Annotated in this window: 14 protein-coding genes; 9 read left to right on the forward strand and 5 right to left on the reverse strand. The window is 25.2% G+C overall.

Annotation, left to right across the window (positions count from 1 at the left end; translation table 4 throughout):
- Both N8G13_RS00960 and N8G13_RS00965 read right to left on the reverse strand, forming a co-directional pair.
- The gene (locus N8G13_RS00960) at positions 1 to 1668 is read right to left on the reverse strand and encodes a DAK2 domain-containing protein (RefSeq protein WP_262289082.1); all 1668 of its coding nucleotides are present in this window, start codon (positions 1666 to 1668) and stop codon (positions 1 to 3) included.
- Between the two features lie 2 nt (positions 1669 to 1670).
- Positions 1671 to 1970, reverse strand: a complete 300-nt coding sequence (locus tag N8G13_RS00965) for a hypothetical protein (RefSeq protein WP_262289083.1) — start codon at positions 1968 to 1970, stop codon at positions 1671 to 1673.
- 172 nt (positions 1971 to 2142) lie between these two features.
- Here N8G13_RS00965 and rpmB point away from each other — a divergent pair, with 172 nt between their 5' ends.
- The 5 genes from rpmB to N8G13_RS00990 all read left to right on the forward strand — a co-directional run bounded on the left by rpmB (position 2143) and on the right by N8G13_RS00990 (position 6165).
- Complete coding sequence (gene rpmB / locus N8G13_RS00970; protein WP_171113371.1) at positions 2143 to 2337, forward strand: 50S ribosomal protein L28; 195 nt, start codon at positions 2143 to 2145, stop codon at positions 2335 to 2337.
- A 79-nt stretch (positions 2338 to 2416) separates the two neighbouring features.
- Entirely contained in the window at positions 2417 to 3130 is a 714-nt protein-coding gene (locus tag N8G13_RS00975) for an ATP-binding cassette domain-containing protein (RefSeq protein ID WP_262289084.1), read from the forward strand.
- Between the two features lie 74 nt (positions 3131 to 3204).
- The gene (locus N8G13_RS00980; RefSeq protein ID WP_262289085.1) at positions 3205 to 4188 is read left to right on the forward strand and encodes a ribose-phosphate pyrophosphokinase; all 984 of its coding nucleotides are present in this window, start codon (positions 3205 to 3207) and stop codon (positions 4186 to 4188) included.
- Positions 4151 to 4852 carry a 16S rRNA (guanine(527)-N(7))-methyltransferase RsmG gene (gene rsmG, locus N8G13_RS00985; RefSeq protein WP_262289086.1) on the forward strand — a complete coding sequence of 234 codons (702 nt, stop codon included), beginning with the start codon at positions 4151 to 4153 and terminating at the stop codon, positions 4850 to 4852. Before N8G13_RS00980 ends, rsmG begins: the two co-directional genes overlap by 38 nt.
- 509 nt (positions 4853 to 5361) lie before the next feature.
- Positions 5362 to 6165 (forward strand): dimethylarginine dimethylaminohydrolase family protein, encoded by an 804-nt coding sequence (locus N8G13_RS00990; RefSeq protein ID WP_216488361.1) that lies wholly within the window; start codon positions 5362 to 5364, stop codon positions 6163 to 6165.
- A 65-nt stretch (positions 6166 to 6230) separates the two neighbouring features.
- On the opposite strand, the gene gpmI is transcribed toward N8G13_RS00990, so the two are convergent.
- Complete coding sequence (gene gpmI / locus N8G13_RS00995) at positions 6231 to 7745, reverse strand: 2,3-bisphosphoglycerate-independent phosphoglycerate mutase (RefSeq protein ID WP_262289087.1); 1515 nt, start codon at positions 7743 to 7745, stop codon at positions 6231 to 6233.
- 183 nt (positions 7746 to 7928) lie between these two features.
- On the opposite strand from gpmI, the gene N8G13_RS01000 reads away from it, so the two are divergent.
- Together N8G13_RS01000 and N8G13_RS01005 are read left to right on the forward strand one after the other, a co-directional pair.
- Positions 7929 to 16118, forward strand: a complete 8190-nt coding sequence (locus N8G13_RS01000; protein WP_262289088.1) for an FtsX-like permease family protein — start codon at positions 7929 to 7931, stop codon at positions 16116 to 16118.
- A complete protein-coding gene (locus N8G13_RS01005; protein ID WP_262289089.1) occupies positions 16118 to 16984 on the forward strand; it encodes an ABC transporter ATP-binding protein in 867 nt (288 codons plus the stop codon). Before N8G13_RS01000 ends, N8G13_RS01005 begins: the two co-directional genes overlap by 1 nt.
- 31 nt (positions 16985 to 17015) lie before the next feature.
- Here N8G13_RS01005 and tpx read toward each other — a convergent pair whose 3' ends face one another.
- Together tpx and N8G13_RS01015 are read right to left on the reverse strand one after the other, a co-directional pair.
- Positions 17016 to 17498 carry a thiol peroxidase gene (gene tpx, locus N8G13_RS01010; protein ID WP_262289090.1) on the reverse strand — a complete coding sequence of 161 codons (483 nt, stop codon included), beginning with the start codon at positions 17496 to 17498 and terminating at the stop codon, positions 17016 to 17018.
- Positions 17499 to 17562: 64 nt separating this feature from the next.
- Positions 17563 to 18321, reverse strand: a complete 759-nt coding sequence (locus N8G13_RS01015; RefSeq protein ID WP_262289091.1) for a hypothetical protein — start codon at positions 18319 to 18321, stop codon at positions 17563 to 17565.
- Between the two features lie 157 nt (positions 18322 to 18478).
- On the opposite strand from N8G13_RS01015, the gene N8G13_RS01020 reads away from it, so the two are divergent.
- Positions 18479 to 20659, forward strand: a complete 2181-nt coding sequence (locus N8G13_RS01020; protein ID WP_262289092.1) for a HinT-interacting membrane complex protein P80 — start codon at positions 18479 to 18481, stop codon at positions 20657 to 20659.
- Positions 20659 to 22299 carry a HinT-interacting membrane complex lipoprotein P60 gene (locus tag N8G13_RS01025; protein WP_262289093.1) on the forward strand — a complete coding sequence of 547 codons (1641 nt, stop codon included), beginning with the start codon at positions 20659 to 20661 and terminating at the stop codon, positions 22297 to 22299. The genes N8G13_RS01020 and N8G13_RS01025 overlap by 1 nt, the downstream gene beginning before the upstream one ends.
- The last annotated feature ends 25 nt before the right edge of the window (positions 22300 to 22324 follow it).

Below are 22324 nucleotides of genomic sequence, written 5' to 3' on the forward strand. Positions count from 1 at the left end.
TTATTCGATAGCTATATAGTATGGATATAAAGCTTGTCCTCCATTATTAATTTCAACCTCAACATCAAAATTTACTTGAATATATTCTTGAAGTTCAGTGGCATCTGCTTCACTTGCATCTTGTCCATAATAAATAGTAACTATTTCGGTAGAATCATCAATTAATTCATCAAAAAGAGCTTTTGCAGCATCATTTTGATTTGTATGTGTTGATAAAACTTTACCTTTTGTAAGTGCTAAGTATTGTCCTTTTTTAATTCTTACACCATTAATTCTTGTATCCTTTACTGCATATGTAACTTCCGCACTTTTAATAGATTTTACTGCATCTTTCATGTTTAATTCATTATCTTCTGGACTTGAATCTTCATTAAAGTTTAGAATTGCTGAAATCCCTTCAACCTGAGTTTTTGTTGGAATTATGACAACATTTTTCTTTTTACCAGAAATTTGTGAAGCTTGTTGAGCAGAAAGAGTAATATTTGAATTATTAGGTAGAATAAAAATTGTTTTTGCATTAATTTTGTTAATTGCAGAAACTATATCAGCTGTTGAAGGATTATTTGTTTGTCCACCCTCAATTACAAAGTGAGCACCCAGAGATTTAACCATATCAACAATTCCATCACCACTATTACATGTTATCAATCCACAATTTACATTTATAACTGCATTATCATTTGAAATTGGTTTGTTTGTGTTACTATCTGTGCCTTGTTTTTCTTTTAATTTTGTTGTATTTTGTTTTGAATTGTTTGCTTGTTGAGTCATGTTTTCGATTTTAATTTTTACAAACTCACCTAAAGTTTGCACACTATTTAAGACAGTTCCCGGTTTTAAAGCATGAATATGGGCTTTTAAATAATTGTTATCATGAACAACAACAATACTTGAACCTAATTTTTCTAATTTTCTTACTAAATATTCTTTATTAAATTTGTTTGGTTTATTTAGTTCAATGATAAATTCAGTACAGTAACCAAATTCACCTTCAAAAACTTCAGTGTCATTAATAAAACGATTAATATATTCATCTGTGTCTATTATTTCAACAGGTTGACCTTGAAAATACAAACTAATTCCTTCAATAACTTTAACAAGTCCAAACCCTCCACTATCAACAACCCCAACTTCTTTTAGTATCGGTAATAAATCAGGAGTTTTTTCTACACTTTCATTTGCACTAATAAAGGCTTTTGCAAATACATCTTTTACAGAAGCACTTGCTAAAACATTTTTTGAAAGAGATTCACTGGTTTGTCTAATTACAGTTAATATTGTTCCCTCTATAGGTTTTAATACTGCTTTATATGCTACATTAGTTGCTTCATTAAATGCATTAATAAGGTTATTGGTATTAGCACTTTCTAAATTTTTAAAAGCATTTGCAAAACCTCTAAAAATTTGAGAAAGAATAACACCTGAATTTCCTCTTGCTCCTAATAACATTTGTTGTGCAACTAAGTTTGAAGCATATGATAAATTTTCTAATTCGTTATCTGGTATATTTTCTAAAAATTCTTTTGCAACTTTTATGGTTGCATACATATTTGTTCCTGTATCTCCATCTGGTACTGGAAAAACATTTAAGTTGTCAATTGTTTTTTTATAATTACTCAGATTATTAGCGGCTGAAATAACAGCATTTTTTCATTGTATTCCGTTCATATTTATTGAATCCCTCTTATAAAAATATCTAAATTTCCTAAATTTATTTTGTTTTTGTTTAATGTGTAATTAATGGTTTGATAAATTTGTTCAATAATGCTTTTTGCTGAAACATTTGAAAGAATTATAATTCCTATTGAAATATTTAATTGACAATTATTATCGTTAATAATGATTTGTTGATAATTTTCATTTTTTAAATTTTCTGAATCGTTTAAAAAATCTAAGTCAGCAAAACCAACAATTCCCACTATGCTAGAAATAGCATTTAAAATATCCGTAGTGATTTTGTCTTTTTCCATAGTTAATATTTTATATTATTTTTAGTAATTTTTATTAATTAGTAATATTAGGAACATTTTATAGTTTTATTTTTTTATAATAATTTATTAAAAAGATAACAAGAAAAAAATGGTTTGTGTTAAAATATTTACGCAATGCTAAATAATTACGTAATATATTTAAGGAGTAGAAATGCCAGGTAAAGATAGTTTAACCGGACGTAAAGCTCTAAGCGGTAACAAAAGATCACATGCTTTAAATGCTACAAAAAGAAGATTTGATTTAAATTTACAAAAAGTTACCATTTTAGACAACGGACAAAAGAAAAAAATCCGTGTAACCGCTAAAACAGCAAGAACATTAAGAAAATATGGTCTTACTGCTTAATTTATAATTAAAATCTCACAAAAGTGGGATTTTTTAATAACTTTTTTTATAATTTATCTAGAAGAGTTAAGGACAAGACATGGAAATAAAATTCAAACATTATTATGCAAAATATAACCAAAAAAATGATTCACAATTACTTGATATAGATTTTGAAATACAAAGTGGAGATATGGTTTCAATAATTGGGCCATCAGGGGCTGGAAAAACAACAATTTTTAATGCTTTTTTTGGAGATTTAATTAAAGAACGTGGTGATTTTTGCGTAGATGGTGCAAATATTGAAAATTACAACAAAAAGCAAAGAAAAGAACTTTATAAGAGAATAGGTTTTTTAAGTCAAGAAACAAACTTAATTCCCACAGATGATGTATATACAAGTATATTAAGAATATACAAATTCCCATTTGTAAAAAAACAAGTTAAAGAAAAAATATATTCATTATTAAAACAATTTAATATGTTTGAATATATTTTTACTAGAATTAGCGAACTTAGCGGTGGTCAAAAACAAAAAATTGAACTTATCAAGTTAATATTAATTAATAAAGATTTAATTTTAGCTGATGAACCTACAAATAGTTTAGATCCTGAATCTAGTATAGAGTTTTTAGAAATTTTAAAAAAATTAAATAATGAAAATAATATTACAATTGTAACAATAATTCATGACATATCTTTAGCAAAAAATTATTTTAAAAAATTCATAGCAATTAAAAATGGAAAAATGGTTTCTAAAGGAAAATGAGCGGATTTTGATCAAAAAACCTATGATTTAGTCTTTAAAAAATAAAAAATGTTGATTTTTATTAAAATTGCAAGTTTAAAAATTTATAATATTAATATAATTATTTTTTAGGGGTTAAAATGGAAAAAATTTATAAAAATTCAATTATTTTTGGAATGGATAATTCCTGAGATTTGGCAGAAGAAATCGGACAAATTTTAGAACTAGAAGTTCACAAACCAAATAAAGTAACATTTGCAGATGGGGAAACCTTATTGTCAAGTGATATAACAGTTAGAAATTTAGATACATATATTATTTGTAATACCGGAAGAAATGTACACGATAATTTAATGGAACTATTGATTTTCATAGATTCATTAAAAAGAGCTAGTGCTAAAACAATAAATGTTGTTATGACATATTATGGATATGCAAGACAAGATCGTAAAGCAGATGGACGTCAACCAATTACAGCTAAATTAGTTGCAGATCTTTTAGAAGTTGCAGGTATTACAAAACTTACAACAGTAGACTTACATAATTCATCAATTCAAGGATTTTTTAATGTTTCAGTTGATGACCTAAGAGCACAATTAATATTTTCTGAAGAATTAAGAAAAAGAAATTCAGAATTTACAGTAGTAAGCCCTGACCATGGTGGAGCAGTTAGAGCAAGAACATTAAGTGAATTAATTTCAAATGATATAAAAATAGCAATTATTGATAAAAGAAGAACCGCACCTAACGTAAGTGAAGTTATGGGTGTTTTAGGTGATGTAAAAGACAAAAACGTTGTTATTATTGATGATATTATTGACACAGGTGGAACAATTATTAAAGCAGCAAAAACTTTAAAGGAAAATGGTGCAAAAGATATTATTGTTGCTGCAACACATGGAATTTTTAGTAAAGGTTTTGAAATGTTTGAAAATGAAGAAAGCATTAAAGAAGTTATTATTACTAATTCAATGGATGTAGATAACTTAAGAAAATTTAAAAAAATCAAAATTTTATCACTAGGATTTTTATTAGCGCATGTAATTAAGCAAAATATCAATAGAAAATCATTAACAGAAATTTATAATGCTTACAAAGACGGAAATTGAGAAAATTTTAATTAGTTTTAATATAAATTTATCAGATAGTAAATTAGAAACTCTTTTTAAATATTATCTCTTAATAGAAGAAAAGAACAAAGTTATGAATCTTACAGGATTTCATGATGAAAAACTTATAATAGAAGGCTTTATTGAATCATATTTAGTTTTAGAAAAGGCCTTCGATTTATCTGACCCCAAAAAATATAAATTGCTTGATATAGGAGCAGGAGTTGGATTTCCCAGCTTACCCTATTTAATAATGACTGATAAAAATATTGAATTAACAATAATTGAACCATTAAAAAAACGCTGCTATTTTTTAAACCGTGTTTCTGAGGCCTTAAAACTTAATATAAATGTAATAAATGACCGCGCTGAAAATGTTAAATTAAAAAATGAGTTTGACTTAGTCACTGCAAGAGCTGTTATGGAATTGAAATATTTAGTCGAAGTGTCGTGTCAATTAGGAAAAGTAGATAGTCAACAAGTGTTTATAAAGGGTTCAAATGTTAAATCTGAAATTGATGGTGCAAAAGATATTTTAGAAATTTTAAACTTAAAATGGGCTGTAAAAGAATATGAAACTAAAGGAATAAGAATAAATAATTTAGTTTATATTTTTAAAACTGAGTCAATAAATCCAAAATTTCCAAGACCATGAAATATAATAATTAAAAATAAATAAAACGCTGAAAATTGTTTCTCGCGTTTTTTATTAACCTTTGCAACGCTAAAAATAGTAAAAAATATATTTAATAAAAAATATTGTAAAAAAAGACTCTTATAACCATTATAATAATAATGAGCAATTTGGCTTAATTTCCAGATTGCTTATTAGGGTTTATTATTATTTTTTAAAAATATTTATTGAAAACAAATTAATTATCTGCTTCTATTATTTCAAGATTAATACTAAAACCACCATTATTTTAAGTTATTAATCTCTCCTTTCTTTGTAAGTCCAAAAGACTATATATTATATTAAGATTAAAGGATGCCTCAATAATACGGGCATCTTTTTATTTTTTAAAACACAAAAAAATATTGCTAAATTTAAAAATCATGTTATAATTAAAAAGCTTTGTTATCGACTGACAGTGTCAGTATTTTTAATTTTACTTTTTTTCATATCTTATATTTTTTTCTTGGTAAAATGAAAGTAAGAGTAAATTAGAAAATAAGGAGAAAAGAAAAATGACACAAATGAAAGATAAATTTAAAAACGTTATTGTTAAGACACCAGCTTCAACAATGATTAATGGAATTGCTTCATCAGAAGAAGCACAATCATTACCTCCAGTTAATTATGAATTGGCTCTAAAACAACACGCAAATTATATAAAAACATTAAAAGAAGCAGGAGTTGAAGTTACTATAGCTCCTAAAAATGAAGATTTTCCAGATTCATGTTTCGTAGAAGATACAGCAGTTATTGTTACAGGTGAATTTGCAGTATTAACAAATCCAGGTGCTGATACAAGAAATGGTGAAAAATTAGAAATGTTACCATATCTACAAAAATTCTTTGACGATGAACACATCTTTAAAATTCAATTCCCAGGAACAGTAGACGGTGGGGATGTTATGATGGTAGGAGATACATACTACATCGGAATGTCAGATAGAACAAACCGTGAAGGAATTAGACAATTCCACAACATATTAGCAGCTCACGGTAAAAAAGTTGTTCCAGTTCCAATGACAGAAATGTTACACCTAAAAACAGGAGTTAACTACTTAGAACACAACAATCTATTAATTTCAGGAGAATTTTTAAATTACCCAACATTTAAAGACTTTAACCAAATTGTTGTAGACAAATCAGAAGCTTACTCAGCAAACTGTATCTGAGTAAATGAAACAGTTATAGTTCCAGCAGGATACCCAGGAACACTTAAAAAAGTTCAAGATCTTGGAATTTACAAAGTTGTTGAATGTGATACATCAGAATTCAAAAAATTAGATGGTGGATTAAGCTGTCTATCATTAAGATTTTAAAAAATAACAAACACCCTTATTGGGTGTTTTTGTACACAATAAAACACAGATTTAACTGTGTTTTATTATTTTAATCTGTTTGTTATTAATGATACACCTGTCATTTCAGCAGGTTTATCAATATTTAAATAGTCTAAAATTGTAGGAGCAACATCTGCTAATGTACCATTTTTAAGACCAATTGTTTTATCATATGAAATTAACATAACTGGACTTGTTGTGTGTTTTGTTGCAGGTTTATTGTTTTCATCTTCAGTAATTTCTGCATTACCATGATCTGCTGTAATAAATCAATTTACTTCATCTTTGTGAGTGCTTACATAATTTAAAATTCGTTCAAATTGTTCGTCTAAAAATTCTATTGCTTGTGTAGTTGCTTTTAAATTTCCTGTATGACCAACCATATCGGGGTTTGCATAATTTACAATTATAAAATCATAATTATTTATTTCATTTAGTAAGACATCTGTTATTTCTTTTGCTGACATATGAGGATAATCTGCAAATGATTCAGCCTTTATGCTATCCACTAAAATTCTAGATTCTTTATCAAATTTAATGTCTTTTCCACCATTAAAAAAGTATGTAACATGAGCGTATTTTTGAGTTTCAGCAATTCTTAATTGTTTAATATTATTATTTGAAAGAACTTCACCAAGAGAATTTCTTATATTCATTTCTTGAAATGCTATATTTGTTTCAATATCTTCATATTTCATTAATGAAACAAATTTAGCAATTTTGACCTTATTTTTAGGTTCATAATCATATATTTTTGAACCTAAAAATAAATGCGATAATTGTCTTGCTCTATCTGGTCTAAAATTAAAAAATATGACCGAATCATTATCTTTTACTGGTTTTGAATTTCGTACGAAAGCAGGTACAAAAAATTCATCAAAAATATTTTGAGAATATTGTTTATTAATATAGTCATTTATATCATCAATAACATTTTTACTTTGTCCTAAAATAGCATCATATGCTAATTGATTTCTTGAAAAAATCTTATCTCTATCCATTGCGTAAAAACGGCCAGCGATAGAAGAAATTACATAATTATATTCTTTAATTTTTTCATTTAAAATATCTAATGATTCATTAATAGATTGAGGAGCAACATCTCTACCATCTCCGAAAATGTGAATACTTACATCTTTTAAATCATTTTCATAACACATATCCATTATTTCAAACAAATGTTTATCAATAGAGTGTACACCACCATTACTTAAAAGTCCCATAAGATGCAGTGTTGTTTGAGTATTTTTTGAGTGTTCAATGGCATCTAACAATGTTTTGTTGTGTTTGAAAGTATTTTGTTTTATTTCATTGTTTATTAGAGAAAGTCCAGTGTAAACAACTCTCCCTGCTCCTATTGTTAAATGCCCAACCTCACTATTTCCAATTTGATTTTCAGGTAAACCAACATATTTTCCAGATGCTTCTACTAGCGAATTAGGACACATTGCAAAAAGATAATCAAAAATGGGATGAAATGCCAGATTAAAAGCATTTCCCTGACTTTCTTTGCGAACTCCTAGTCCATCAATAATTGTTAATATTACTTTCTTTTTCATGTTACCTCCCTTATAATTACTTTAATTATATAAAATTATGTTTGACATAAATACTAATTCTTATAAAGAATTATTTTTGTGTTTATAAGGTATTATTTTTTTAAATTTACAACGATAATACATTTTTAATATACAATTAGTATTATTTTTATATTTTATATAAAAACAATCAAGGAGGATGTAGTGATTAGATTATTAAAAGAAGTTTTTAGATCACTTTCAAGAAATAAAATCACAGTAATTGGATTAACAATTCTAATCTTCATTACTTGTGGATTATTTACATTATTATTTGACATTAAAAAAAGTTATACTTCAACACTTTCAAGTTATCAGACTGTTTCTAAAATGCAAGATTTAACAGTTAATCTAGACGTTAACCCCAATGGAGAAGTTCCTAATGGAGGATATGATCAAGTTAATGATGAGGGATTAATTGATAATAAACCTATAATTTATACCCCAGATTCTTCACTTAAATTATATAAACAAAGTACAAAAAATTTAAGTGTACCTGAAGAAGAATTAAATTTTTTAAACATTAGAAATTTTTCATTAAATAATAGTCCTTTAAAAGACCAAGACATATACATAGATAGTAGCATTTTTCAAAAATGGTTTTTTGACAATCAAAAAAATGCTGGAATTGCTATTTTTGATATGAAAAATGGTTATTTTGAATTAACTAATGACATCGCACTTCCTATTTATTTAAAATCACAAAACTCTTATTCAAGAATATCTCATAATGTTTTGGTTAATTCAACAGAAACTTTTACTTTTGATAAACAATATCAATTAAAAGATATTGCGACAGTAATTAATACACCAACTGGTTCTACACATTACAAATTAAATGATTATCTAACTAAACCATTAGATTTATTTATTAATCCTAAAACTAAAGAAGCTTCATTTGATACTCATAAATTAGAATTATGAACACTTGAGGGTGATGTCATTGTTGTTTCTGGTGATAATGTTTTAAAACAACTAGGTTTTATAAAAGACGAAAATAATAAATTTTATTTTAATAAATCTGATTCACAAAAAGATTTACATTTTAAAGAACCTTCAAAAGTTACAGAACAAAATATAGATTCTAAAACTTTGTTAGTTAATGATTTTTCATTAATTAATTATTTTGCTTTACAAAATATAAATCAGGTAAATTTAAAAATTTATGATACATTTTTATTTGAAAAAGGGTTAAAATATCAATTTCCTTTAACTTGAATTCAAAATGTTGAAATAGAAACAGAGTTTGAAAAAAGATTATTTAAATTAAATTGAGATTATAATACAGAAAATAATGTTTCTAATTGAAAAGGTAGCTATTTAAGTTATATATCAAAAATTTATTTAGATAATAACAACGAAATACCAACTGATATTAAAGAATTTGGTTTTTGAACAAAATCAACTAAAACGAGATGATATTTAGAAACAAATTCTCCAGGTGAATGATATTCAACTAAAGAACAAATATCGTTAGATGATTTAGATGTGATTTTATCTCTTAAAAATAATCAACCCACATCCACTGAAAAAGATACTATTGCAGAAATTGAAAACATCGATCCTCAATGAAATCAAGTTAAAATAAGAGAAAAATTTGATGAAATTTCAAACACAAATTTACTTCAATTAAAAAGAAATGAACTTGCTCAGGGGGCAAATAATGTTGCTAAACAAGCAATTATAAAAAAAGTTGTCAATAAAGTTGGCGAAGAAAATGTTGGTCTAAGACAAACTTTAACAGTTGAAACTATTAATGATGGAGATTCAAAGAAAAATATTTTTCACTTCATAAATACAGGTGATTCTAATAATTCTATTAGAGGTGTAAAACAAAACGTTGGTATGTTATATAACGAAGTTACTCACCCAACAATTTTAAATAAAACTGATAGCAGAAGAAATATAGAAGAATATTTATTAATTCCTGATGCAAATTACCCAAATAGAAAAACCAAACTTCCTTCAGAATATGCAAAAAATATAATTGAATATATTTTTAAAGGTTATACACCTGATCCCAATTATCTTGACACAGATATTAGATTTGAACCATATTATAACTATTATGCAGGAACACAAATTCCTTACTTAACTAATGCAAAAATTCTTGTATTAACTTCAGAAGACGAAGATAATAACACTATGCAATATGCAATTGCAAAAAGCGAAGTCAATTCAAAAACGGGTGAAACCAAGTATATAGTTCTTGGACAAAAAGAAATAAATGGTGAATTATACTGAACCAGATTATTGATACCAGAACAAGAAAGTAGTTTATCGATTAATGAGTTAGATAATTTTTTAATTCAACACAGATTAACAATAAAGGCTAAAATAGGTAATCAAGGTTGAGCTAAAATAGATCCAAGTTATAAGAATAGCATTTATTTACCTATAAATTATGGGTCTGTAGATAATGCAGCCATAATTGATATTACCCAAAATAATACAATTAATATTCTTATAAAACAAATTAAACAAACAATATTAAAAACAGATTTATCTAATTTATTTACAAAAGAACAATTAGATAAAATTTTAGTAGCAGGACAAATAGCTGTTGAAAAAAATCAACTACATAATTTATTAGCTTCAGGAAAAACAAATGAAGTTATCATTAAAGTTGTTATATTTGATTGATTGCATGAATTGTCAAAACCAACTCAAAAATCAGATGAAAAGTTATTAAATTTTAATATCAATACTTTTTGAGAGTCAATTGTAAATAACATCATAAGTTTTATTAAAAATAAATATACTTATGATAACAACGTTTTAAGAACACATGAACAACAAAAGAAATACTTAAAGCAAGAATTAGACAAACTAGAAGAATTGTTAATGAATATAACAGGTTCAAAAACACCATTTTTTAATAATTTAATTTTAGGATTTAAAATTTCAAATATCATTGATTACATTAAAGATTATGACAAACTTTTAGATTCAATTAGTTCAATACTTACATCAATTGATTTATTAAAATTTTCATCATTAGGTAGGCAGTGATATTTAGAACATCCTTATAAACCTTATTTAAATGCAAATGCAAATTATTACACATTGAGTTCAGATGAAATAACTTCATTCTTGTTTAAAAGTATTAATGAAAATAAAATAAAACAAGCTTTAAATACATTGATACAACAAATAGATTTCAAAGCCTTATTAAGTCCAGAAAGCAATTTAAGTATTTATAAAAAAATATTATTAACAGCTGAAAATGCAAATAAACCTTTAGGAAATTCTGAAAAAACAAAGTTAACGTCTTTATTTAATAAATTAAATGGATATGAAGATCCCTCAAAGGCATTTGAAAATATTAATGAAGCATTAGAAATTTTAGTAAATTCATTTTCTTTAGAAACTTTTAATGAAAATATTACTCATTTTTTAGATAAAAGCGAACAAAAAGAGCCAGTTATTGCTAATGGTGTGTTATTTAATAACAACTATATTAAAAGATTAAAACAATCAAATTGAATTGCAAGTTTAATTAGTGCATTAACACAAACTAAAGCAAATAATCATGATATTTTAGGAAAAGTTAAGACAATACAAGAAGCAATTAAGTTGCTTGCTAATTTATCTTCAGCGACTCAAAATGCAGCAGGATTGCATATTCCAACAAGCGATGATAAAAAAATATCATTTGATGATTTAGGTACTTTTGGGCTGATTAGATTCCCTTCACCTGAAGACAAAATAGCAACCAATAATTATATTGGTCAATATGATGCTAATAAAATTTTTGCTTTAAAGCAAAAAATAGATACAGCTATTGCTTCAAATAAAAATCTTTTAAAATTTAGTATTGAAGAATCAAGTTTTTTAACAGATATTATTTTAGTAAATAACGATGAATTTCAAAATTTAGAAAAAATATCAATTAAATTAAATAATTATTTAAATCTAATTTCAAAATTGTTAATCAAAAATTACCAAAATAATATAAACCCATATAATTTAAATTTCGAAGAAGATGCAGCTATACCTATTGCAACATATGGTGATCTAGCTTATCATTCAGCTTTATTTAATAAAAATACCCAAAATTCTAATTCAAATGAAGTACTACATTTTCTATATAATCAAATCAAACCCATTTTAAGTGGTTTTCTCACAAAAGATGCAAATGGATTTATTGGACAGGAATTGAATCTATATTCTTTTTGAATTAAATTAACTTATGAATTGAAAACTACAGTACCTGACATTACATTTGACGAAATTAAAACAATTATTTTAACAATTTTTAATTTTATGCAAAATGAGAACGTTGCTAGATTATTAAGACAATACGAAAATGTTGATAATCAAATACCTTCTTATAATTCAATTCTTGGGAGTGATTTAAATAATTACGCAACGATATTAAAAATAAGTAAAGGGTTATCAAATAATATTGTTTCAACAAAAGAATTTGAAAATTCTAATCTTTTAGAAATATTACAACAAGATTTAGCACAAAAGAATTTAAATAATTATTGAGAATATGTAAACAAATTACTTAATAAAAATATTTATCAATTTGTTGAAATGATGAGCATGTTAAATGAAACATTATTTATGCCTACTTTTTACAAAGAATCACAAGAACAATTTGTAAATAACTTTATAAATGCTCCTGCAAACTCAAGATTAGGTTCTTTAATAACGACTGATTATGATTTAGCTGTTTTATACAAAAATACACTTTCATACTCACAATTATCTAATCAAATTAGAATATTCGGTATAAGCCCAATTGCAATAAATCCATTTATGGCCTTAAGTTTTCCGCAAGTACTTTTATATACCGCTATATCTGACCAAGAAAATAAAGGAAATTTAGCATATTTGGTTACACAACTTTCAAGAGATTTAGAAACTATAAATATTGATGATCTTGATAAATTGATTAATCCTTTATATGATTCACTAATAAGACAACAAGAATTATCTGATTCGGGTGATAAAAATATTGCTTTAGATATGTCTTATTTCACATGATTAAAAAATAAATTCATTTTAAAAGATCAAGATGACCAAACAATTTTTGGATTAAATACAAATAAAATTTTTGAACAATTATTGTTTTCATTAATTTCTACTAATTATGTAAACAACTTAGTGGCATATAATGATACAAGTGCATATTTAGCAAAAATTAACTATGCTTACTTACAAAAAAATAAAAAGGAAGTTTATACTGCTAATATTGATGAATATTTAAAAGATCCATTTAAAATGGCTGTATTCATCAATACATTGGATTCAAAATACAAAATAAAAATTAACTCAATTGAATATTTAATTATTGGAATTGATACAACAGCAGACTATTTATATCCTGTAATTAATGAAGAAAATTTACAAGTTGATACTTCAAAACAATCACTTGTTTATGTAAATAGCAAAGGTTTTGATAGAATTAAAAGTGCTTATCCTACTTTAGCACTTAAAGATTATTTATTGGTTAAAAAAGGGGAATTTAAAGATACTGAATTAAAACAAGAATTTTCAGAATTTATTAGCTCAATTGCAAGTAATATAACAAATAAAGTATTTTTAGCTGATGAATTAGATCCAATTAACCCTGAAATTTCAATAAGAATTACTTTGGTACAAAAAATTATTCATTCTATAGCTAATGTTCAGTTATTTAGCTTAATTATATTAATAACATTAGTTTCAATATCTGTTTACTTTATTATTAGAAGATATATAAATGATAGAAATAAAGTTATTGGTATATTACGTTCCCAAGGTTATAAGGCTAGTGAAATATCATTTTCATTTAGTTCTTTTGCATGACCAAGCACTATTGTAGGGTCTATTGCTGGTTATATTTTAGGGCATTTTGTTCAACCAATAGCATTTAAAGTTTTTTCAAGTTATTGAACATTGCCGACAACAATAATTTCATTTAATTGATTAACATTGGTGAATACATTCATTGTTCCGTTTATATTCTTATCAATATTAATATTTTTAATTACAATGTTTAGCATAAGAATAAAAGCAATTGAACAAATGTCTGGATTAAGTGAGTTAAATGTTGGTAAAATTTCACAAAAAATTGCAGTATTATTTAGAGTTTTACCAATTAAAAGTCGATTCATTGCAATGTTAACTTTAAACAACTTTTGAAAATTATTTAGTTTATTTATTAGTTTTTCAATTACTTCATTAATTACGATGTTTAGTTTAAGCAGTTTAAATGTTTTTCAAAAATCAATTCAAAGAACATATCAAAATAGAAATTACAATTTTAAATTAGACTTAGAAACGCCAACAATTGAAGGCGGGCCTTACATTCTATATAACAAAAATAATTTAAATGATTTATTATATGTACCAGATGATTTGAGTGCATCAAGTCAAGGTGGAGATAAAAACCAAACAGATTATAATTCACCGTTTTATTTCAAACCAGGTTATAGCTATAATACAGATGTTTTAAATAAACCATTTGCACCATCTGTTTTAACAAAATCATCATTAGATATTTTATTAGATACTTCAGTTGAATTATCCCCATGAGATGTTGTTTTTGCAAGTTTACCCGAAACACAAAAAGCAAGAATAATTCAAATTTTTAAATCTGTATCAACAAAAATGTTTAATACTCAAAATTTACATTACACAAATAGCGATGCTACATATTTTGATCCATTATCATTAGATTATGATTTATTATATGCAACTGAAACACCTGATCCAAATTCTCCAAAAACAAGCTATTTTACATTTAATGAATCAAATATTGTTGCAAGAGGAATAAAAAATGCCTCTTCATTAGGGCAATTCTTATTTGTTGAATATGATAAATTTAATAATTTTTATAAAAAACCAGCATCAATTAAAACTGATAAAGTAAGAAGTTTATATAGAAACTTTTTAGTTGATGCTTATAAAAAAATAGATAAAAATGATTTCTTTATGAGTTTTGGTGGAGTAATTTGAAATAATCATACAAATGAAAAATATTCATATGCAAAAACATCAATATTTGATCAAAATATTGAAATATATGGATACAAAAAAGATTCAAAATTTGTTGAATTAAGAGATGCAAGTAATAAAAATTTAACAGAAGTTTTATATAAAGATTTTCCAATCGATAAACCTTTACCAGATAATTTAGAAAATGTGACCTTGCCTTTGGTTATTAATAACGTTGTGGCTAAAAAATGAGGTTTAAAAGAAGGTTCTATTATTAAATTTAATATTCAAAATCATGTTGATAGATTTGTTAATAAAGTATTAAATATAAATAATAATCACGCCTTTACATTTAAGGTTGTTGGAATTAATGAAACTTATATAAATAATGAATTGCTTACAACTAAAGAAATTGTTGATAGAATAACGGGATTAGACAAATTATCAACTTGAATTAAAGAAAAAAGACAAGATGAATTAAATGTTTTAATTAAACAAGATCCAGATAATGCTTTTGAATATACTCAATGATTTAACAATGAATATGAGGCATTTAATGGTATTTTAAGTAATGATGAAGCACCAGAGCAAACAATTAACACATTAACCACTTATTCATCTAGTGGATATTGAGGAGCTATTCAAAGCTATAATGCAAATATTGCTGATGACAAATCAATTACAGATTTCTTTAAAAAGATATTTGTAGGACAAAGCGGTACTGAACCAATGTTTAAATTTACAGTTAACTCATATAATCAAACTCATAACACTCAGTTAGATTGACAACAAAAAATCAGAGAATTTTTAAACGCAACTGATGATCAATATAAAACTTGAGGAGACCAGGCATTAGTAAATGAACCTATTGAGCCAGAAATTAAAAAATACATGATTAATGCAATAAATAGACTATATGGTTCAGAAGGATCTATTTATGGAAAAGATATATTATATGGTGCTTCACAAAGCGTTAATTCAAAAGATATTGAAGCAGGATTTATAAGCGGTATTGCTGCTACAATTACAAACATAACGTTGGCATTTATTATAATAAGCTTTATTGTGTCAATAATTATTTTAATTATGATTACAAACTCAATGGTTAACTCAAATAAAGAATCAGTTGCAACATTTAGTATTTTAGGGTACTCAAATAAAGAAAAAATTTATCTATTCTTCTTTAATTACATTCCAATTATTCTTTTTGCATCGCTATTAATGATTCCAATTACATTTATATTAATTGTTTCATTTAATGCCTTTATGCTTGCAACTAGCCAGATGGTACTTCCTCTATACTTATTCCAATCAACAATTTTAATTAGCATGTTAGTATCATTATTGGTATTTGGAATAACAAGTATATTTGCATGAATAAGTTTAAATAAAATTAAACCTGTTTACTTATTGAAAGGAAAATAATGTTTAAGAAAAATAAAAGTGTAAAAGAACAAAAACAAACAAATGAAACACAAAAAAACACTCAAGCCAATGAAAAAACATTAACAAAACAAGAAATTAAAAAAATTTATAAGGCCAATAACAAACCAAGACCTAAAGATGAATATGCAACAGAAAAAAATTCTAAAAATGCAATTATCGAAGTTAAAAATGTTACAAAAACTTATCTTTCAGGAAATTTAGCAACTGAGGTTTTAAAAGGTGTAAGTTTTGAAATTAATCGTGGTGAGATTGCAGTTTTATTTGGTAAAAGTGGTTCGGGTAAATCTACATTATTAAACTTAATAAGCGGTTTAGATAGAACAACAACAGGACAAATTATTGTAAATGATGTTGCTTTACCTTATTTATCTAATGCAAAGCAAACATTATTCAGAAGACAACATATTTCTTTTATATTTCAAAACTATAATTTATTACAAAATTTAAATTCTTATGATAATGTTGAAACAGGTTCATATTTACAAAAAAATAAAAACAAACAAATGAATATAAAAAAATTATTCGATGATTTTGATTTAACAGACTGTATGTATAAATACCCTTCACAAATGTCTGGAGGGCAACAACAACGTGTATCTATTTTAAGAGCACTTGCAAAAAACTCCGAAATAATTGTTGCCGATGAACCAACTGGAGCTTTGGATGAAAAAACATCAAAATTAGTACAAAATATTCTTTTGGATATTAATGCAAAATATAATTCTACAATAGTTATTGTTTCGCACGATCCAGATATTGCTGCAATTGCAGATAAGGTAATTTATTTAGAATTAGGAAAAATTAAAGAAATTAAAACAAAAAATAAAACAAGAAGAGATAACTAAAAAAATATCAAGCACTTTTGCTTGATATTTTTTAAAAGAATTTTAAAATTTCTTGATAGTTTGGTTCGTTTGAAACTTCATTTACATATTCAACATGTTCAATAACATCATTTTCATTTACTACAAAAACTGCTCTAGTTAATAATCCAAGTTCAGCAATTTTTGTTCCTGTTTTTGCAGAAAAATCATTGTATTTAAACTCACTTAATGTTGTAACTTTTGTATTTTCTTTAGCAGCACATCAACGACCAAAAGCAAATGGTGTATCATAACTAATTACAACAACAGGGAAAGGTTTGTCTTGAAAATCATGCATAAATCTAGTGGTTTCAAGTTCACAAACTCCTGTGTCAATGCTAGGAATAGAAAAAATCAATCTTCTTTTTCCTGTAATATTTTCTGAATTAAAATCTGCTAAATTAAGATCAACTGCTTTGAAATTTGGGAATTTATCTCCAACTTTTAATTGTTGACCAATTAAGCTCATTTCATTTCCTTTAAAAGTTATCTTCATAGTTTCTCCTTTATTTTTAATTATAGTTTAAAACAAAAAATCCTTATTTATTATGGATTTTTTGTTATTTATTTTTTTCTACTTTAATATAATCAACCGTGTTTATATACTGAAAATTATTTTGTGGAACTTTAATGTTTTCGTATTTCTCACCTAATTCACCAAATACGTTTGTTAAATATTCCTTATATTCGTCTAAAACATGCACTTTTACGTCTTTTAATGAATAATTTGTTGTTCTATAAGTTATGTTATTAATTCAATTATTTACAATGTTTTTGCTTCTTGTTGATAATACAAAAAACCCTTCATAATCATTATCATATAAAATATTTACAAGTTGTTTGTAAGTGTTCTTTTTAATGCTAAATGCCAATAAATTACTGATTATTTTCTTAAATTTTATAGAAGAAATATTTGTGTCTTTAAATGTTTTATTTTTATATACTCAATCTTTTATTTTATTGCTTGTATTTAGATATTTTTTTACTTTTGAAACAGTTGTAGGAATCACTAAGTTGATATTTAAAAATGGTGTTGCTGTATATGTTAAATTATCTTTATATAAAAACTTAATTTGTTTATCAAAATATTGTGTTGATTTTGTGTTATCTATAACTCTATCTGGAAATAATTGTTTTAATTTTTCATATGATTCAAAAGTCATCATAACTTCATGATAATCTAAATTTTCAGTGTAATTAAAACCTGTTATCGCAAATAAAAGTGAATAATTGTCTAAACTATATCAAATATTATTTTCTTCACAAATTTTGCAGAAACTTTGTAAAATAATTTCTTTATTCATTCTAATTTTATTCATAACATATATTATACTTTCATAGTTAAACTTTTAAAATATTTGTTTTAAATATTTATTTGTAGTAATCACTTATAGAAATTGTTTTATTTTGTTATAATTTTATTATTAAACTTTTTAAATATATTTTAATATATTAAAATACAACGAAGGAGTTGAGATGGCAAGAAACAATAATTTTGTCAAAAAAATCGCTCGTTTTAATTCAACTAAAGCGCAGCAAAATAAGAAACCAGTTTCTAAACAAGAAGAAACTTTAGAAGTAAAAAAACGTTGACCTAAATACTTATTGGGGTTTTTAATTGCAGGGATTTTAGTATCGGGAATCACTATTCCACTTGTGGTTGCTGCTAATAGAGCAAAAGAAGATTATCCTGTTTTAGACAAAAATTCAGTAGTATTTAAATTCAAAAATAAAGATGGTAGCGTTTCTCAAATTGAATATTCAGATTTAAAACAAGCTGTAGATTCAGTTAATGAAGGAAAATATGTATATTCAAAAGTTAGTGATGAAATTGCACTATATTTATATGAACAAGAATACAAAGCTAGCGCATGATATGAAGCAATTTATAACTCTAATAAAGTAGCAAGTAAGAAAAAATATTTTAAATTACAATCTGTTAAAGAAATTGAAAATAATAAAGCAAGAATTTTAGATGATTTGGAACAAAGATTACAAACTCAATTTGGATTTGGAAAATGAGAAACAGAATTTAAAACTGAGTTAGCAAAACCTGAATATGGTTCATCAAAAAATAAAGCAGATGCTGTTAAACATTTAGTTGCTCAAGAAATTAGAAGAAATGCTTTTGGTCGTTTCCAAACAGAAATCAATAGTGATTTTACTATTTCTGAGATAGAAAACGGGTTAACTGCTGAACATGATGTATATTACATGTTTTATAATTCACAAACTCAAAAAGAAGAAAGAGTAGATTTATTTAAAAAAGGTGAAGTTATTCGCTTTGGTAACGGTGAAAAAGATTTACACTTTATTCATACATCAGGAAATAATCAAAACGTTTATATTCCAAAAGATAAGTTAAATACCACAGATCCAGGAGAAACTAAAGTTTATGCATTTTTAACAAAATCATTTTTAAATGACAAAAAAGATGCAGGAATTTATATAAATGACTGATTAGCAACTCAACCAATTATTTATTCAAAATTAAACTTAAAGATGACCCAAAATCAAACAGCTGCTGACTTACCATTTTCATTTAGTAAACAAGAACTTATTAAACTACTAACATTTACAGATTTTAATAATGGTATTGAAACTTCACAAATTGATTTACCAATTAATAGAATAAATAATTTTAAAGGTATCTCAAACTTCGTTAAAGGTGAAAATTTGACTGATGAAGAAACTAAACAAGCAATTAATGATAGTTTACTTTTAAATGTATTAGGATCAGCAAATGATAATACATACGGTTCAGAAGGGTTTAAATCATTGTCAGATATTTATTCAAAGGAAAAACCTGAGTTTTATTTACCTTATATTTCAATAATAAATAATGATTCAATTTATACACCTAATGAAAAAAATGATTTCTTTACTAATTTAAAAACAAAAATCATTGAAAAAATATTTAATAATGAACAAGCATATAGTGAAATAATAAATAAACAAGCTACTTCATGAACTGAATCAGAAAAAGAATTAGCAATTAATAATAATAAAAAAATTGCAGATTACATAAATGAAATGACAGATTTTGATAGTAAAATGGGTAATTTATTACGTGACTTATTTGCACAAAGTGACTCAGATTATAAAACCAATTTAGTTTATAAAATTAATGGGAATTACGCTATTTTAAACAGCACAGGATTAAATTTATTTACTTTATCTACAGTTAATTCAGAAGAAACTGCAAGAAAATTAATTTTAAGTGATTTATCGAGAAAGGCAAATGACGTTTCAACTACTGCTTTAAAACCGCCATTCAATATTGATAATATGTTTAAAGACTTACTAACTTCAGACTTTATTACAAACAAAGTATTAGAAGATGGTAGTTTTGTAGAATATCTAAAAACTTTAAAATACAAAAATTATTCAACTGATGAAGAACAAAATTTCAGTGATAATGATGTAGAAGTCGCTAAAAAATACTCAAAAATTCTTTTAGAATTCCAACACTTACAAATTCTAAATGGAAAAAGCACAGAAATAAAAGAATATATAGATTTATTAATAGATAAAAATTTAAGTGCTGATTATGTATTTGAAAACGGAAAATGAATAGTTAAAAATCATGGTGATAAAGAATTTATTAAATTTATTTATCCAATATTTGAAAAACAAATCAATGGAGGTAATAAGTAATGAAAAAATCATTATTTTTAAGTTTATTAAGTGTTTCTGTATTAGCTCCATCAACAGCAATCGCTGCAATTTCTTGTGCACCATCAGATCCCTTAGATTTAAATGAACGTGGAAAACAAGAAACAGTTTTAACTAGTCAACAAACAAAAACACTTATTTTACAAAGCGTTGCAGATAATTTAATTTCAAATATTTATTCATCTGAAATAACAACAAAAACAGAAGATACTATAAAAACTTTATATGAAAATAAAAACTCACAATTTTATAAAGATTTTAAAAAATTCTTTACTGTTTTTGCTAAAAAACAATTAGATGTAAATGGTCAATTTTTTGTAACATTACGTCAAAATTTATTGAACAATAATGTTGATGTAACTAATTTTACTCCCGTTGGTTGAGAAATGCCAACTGATGAACAAATGGACTTTTTATTCAATAATTCAACTAAACTTTCACAAAGTATTCGTTTAGAAATTGAAAAAATGATTGTAGTATACAATTATTTATTACAAAATAGACAAGAAGTTTTATCTATTACAAGAGATGAACAAAACAATGATAAATCACTTTTAAAAGTAGATATTTCTAAGTTTACAGATGAAAATAAAAGAAGATTTAATTCTCTTGATAAAAGCTCAAAAGATGTTTATTTAGTTAAATATCTTTTAGATAATAAATTAGCAGAATCATGAAGTTTTGAAAGAACTGAAAACGTTCAGCTTCTACAAGGTCATGCATTAATAAACAGTGTAGACACATACAATGCTTTGATTCAAAACAATAATTTAAAATATAAAGTTGTAGATGATCAAACTTTATTGGTAAATGGTTCAGATAACATTGATTTAACTAAATTACGTGGATATAATGGTGTTCATAAATATACAGGATCATCAACTGGTGATATGAACTATGATAACTACAATTTAGAAAATAAAGATTACACAGTTGAAGGTTTCGTAAATCCTTTTAATAACGGAATTTATTCAGTTAAACAATTAACATTTAACGCAAATGTTTTAGATAAATTAAAGACAAAACCTGTAATTTCTCTAAAAGAAGAATCAAAACAAAAAACATCATTTGAAGTAGAAGATTTTAATGTTGCTGAATTTACTTACAATGCTGATACTAAAACATTTACAAAAACTATTGATAATACAACATTTAACTTTAAATTAACACGTATTGAATCAACTAGTGATGGAAATAACATTAGATTAACAGTAGAACTTTCAGTACCTGAATTAGGAAATAAAGCAAAATATGCTTTTAGCACTGAATTAAGAAACAAAAATCAAACAGAAGCAAGACAATTTGATCAATTTGATTTACCTAAATTTATAGATTTTTATAATCCAAATTCAAAACATATTGAAGGTAAATACATTATAAAAATTGCGCCAAAAATGGTTAAAAAAGAATCATCAGAAACTCAATATGTTTCAACATTACAAAACACACCATGAAGCGTTGATGAACAAAAAGATAAAATAGCTTTAAATATTGTATTTTTAGATTATCCAATACTGTATAAAACAGTTGTTAAATATTTTAACGAACAAGGTGTGGGAATCGACACTAATGGAATGGAAAAATTAATAGTTGATTTCTTAAAAGCTGAAGATTTAATATAAAAAAAACTCTCTTTCATGAGAGTTT

Source organism: Mycoplasma zalophi (assembly GCF_025486335.1).
Taxonomy (GTDB): domain Bacteria; phylum Bacillota_I; class Bacilli_A; order Mycoplasmatales; family Metamycoplasmataceae; genus Metamycoplasma; species Metamycoplasma zalophi.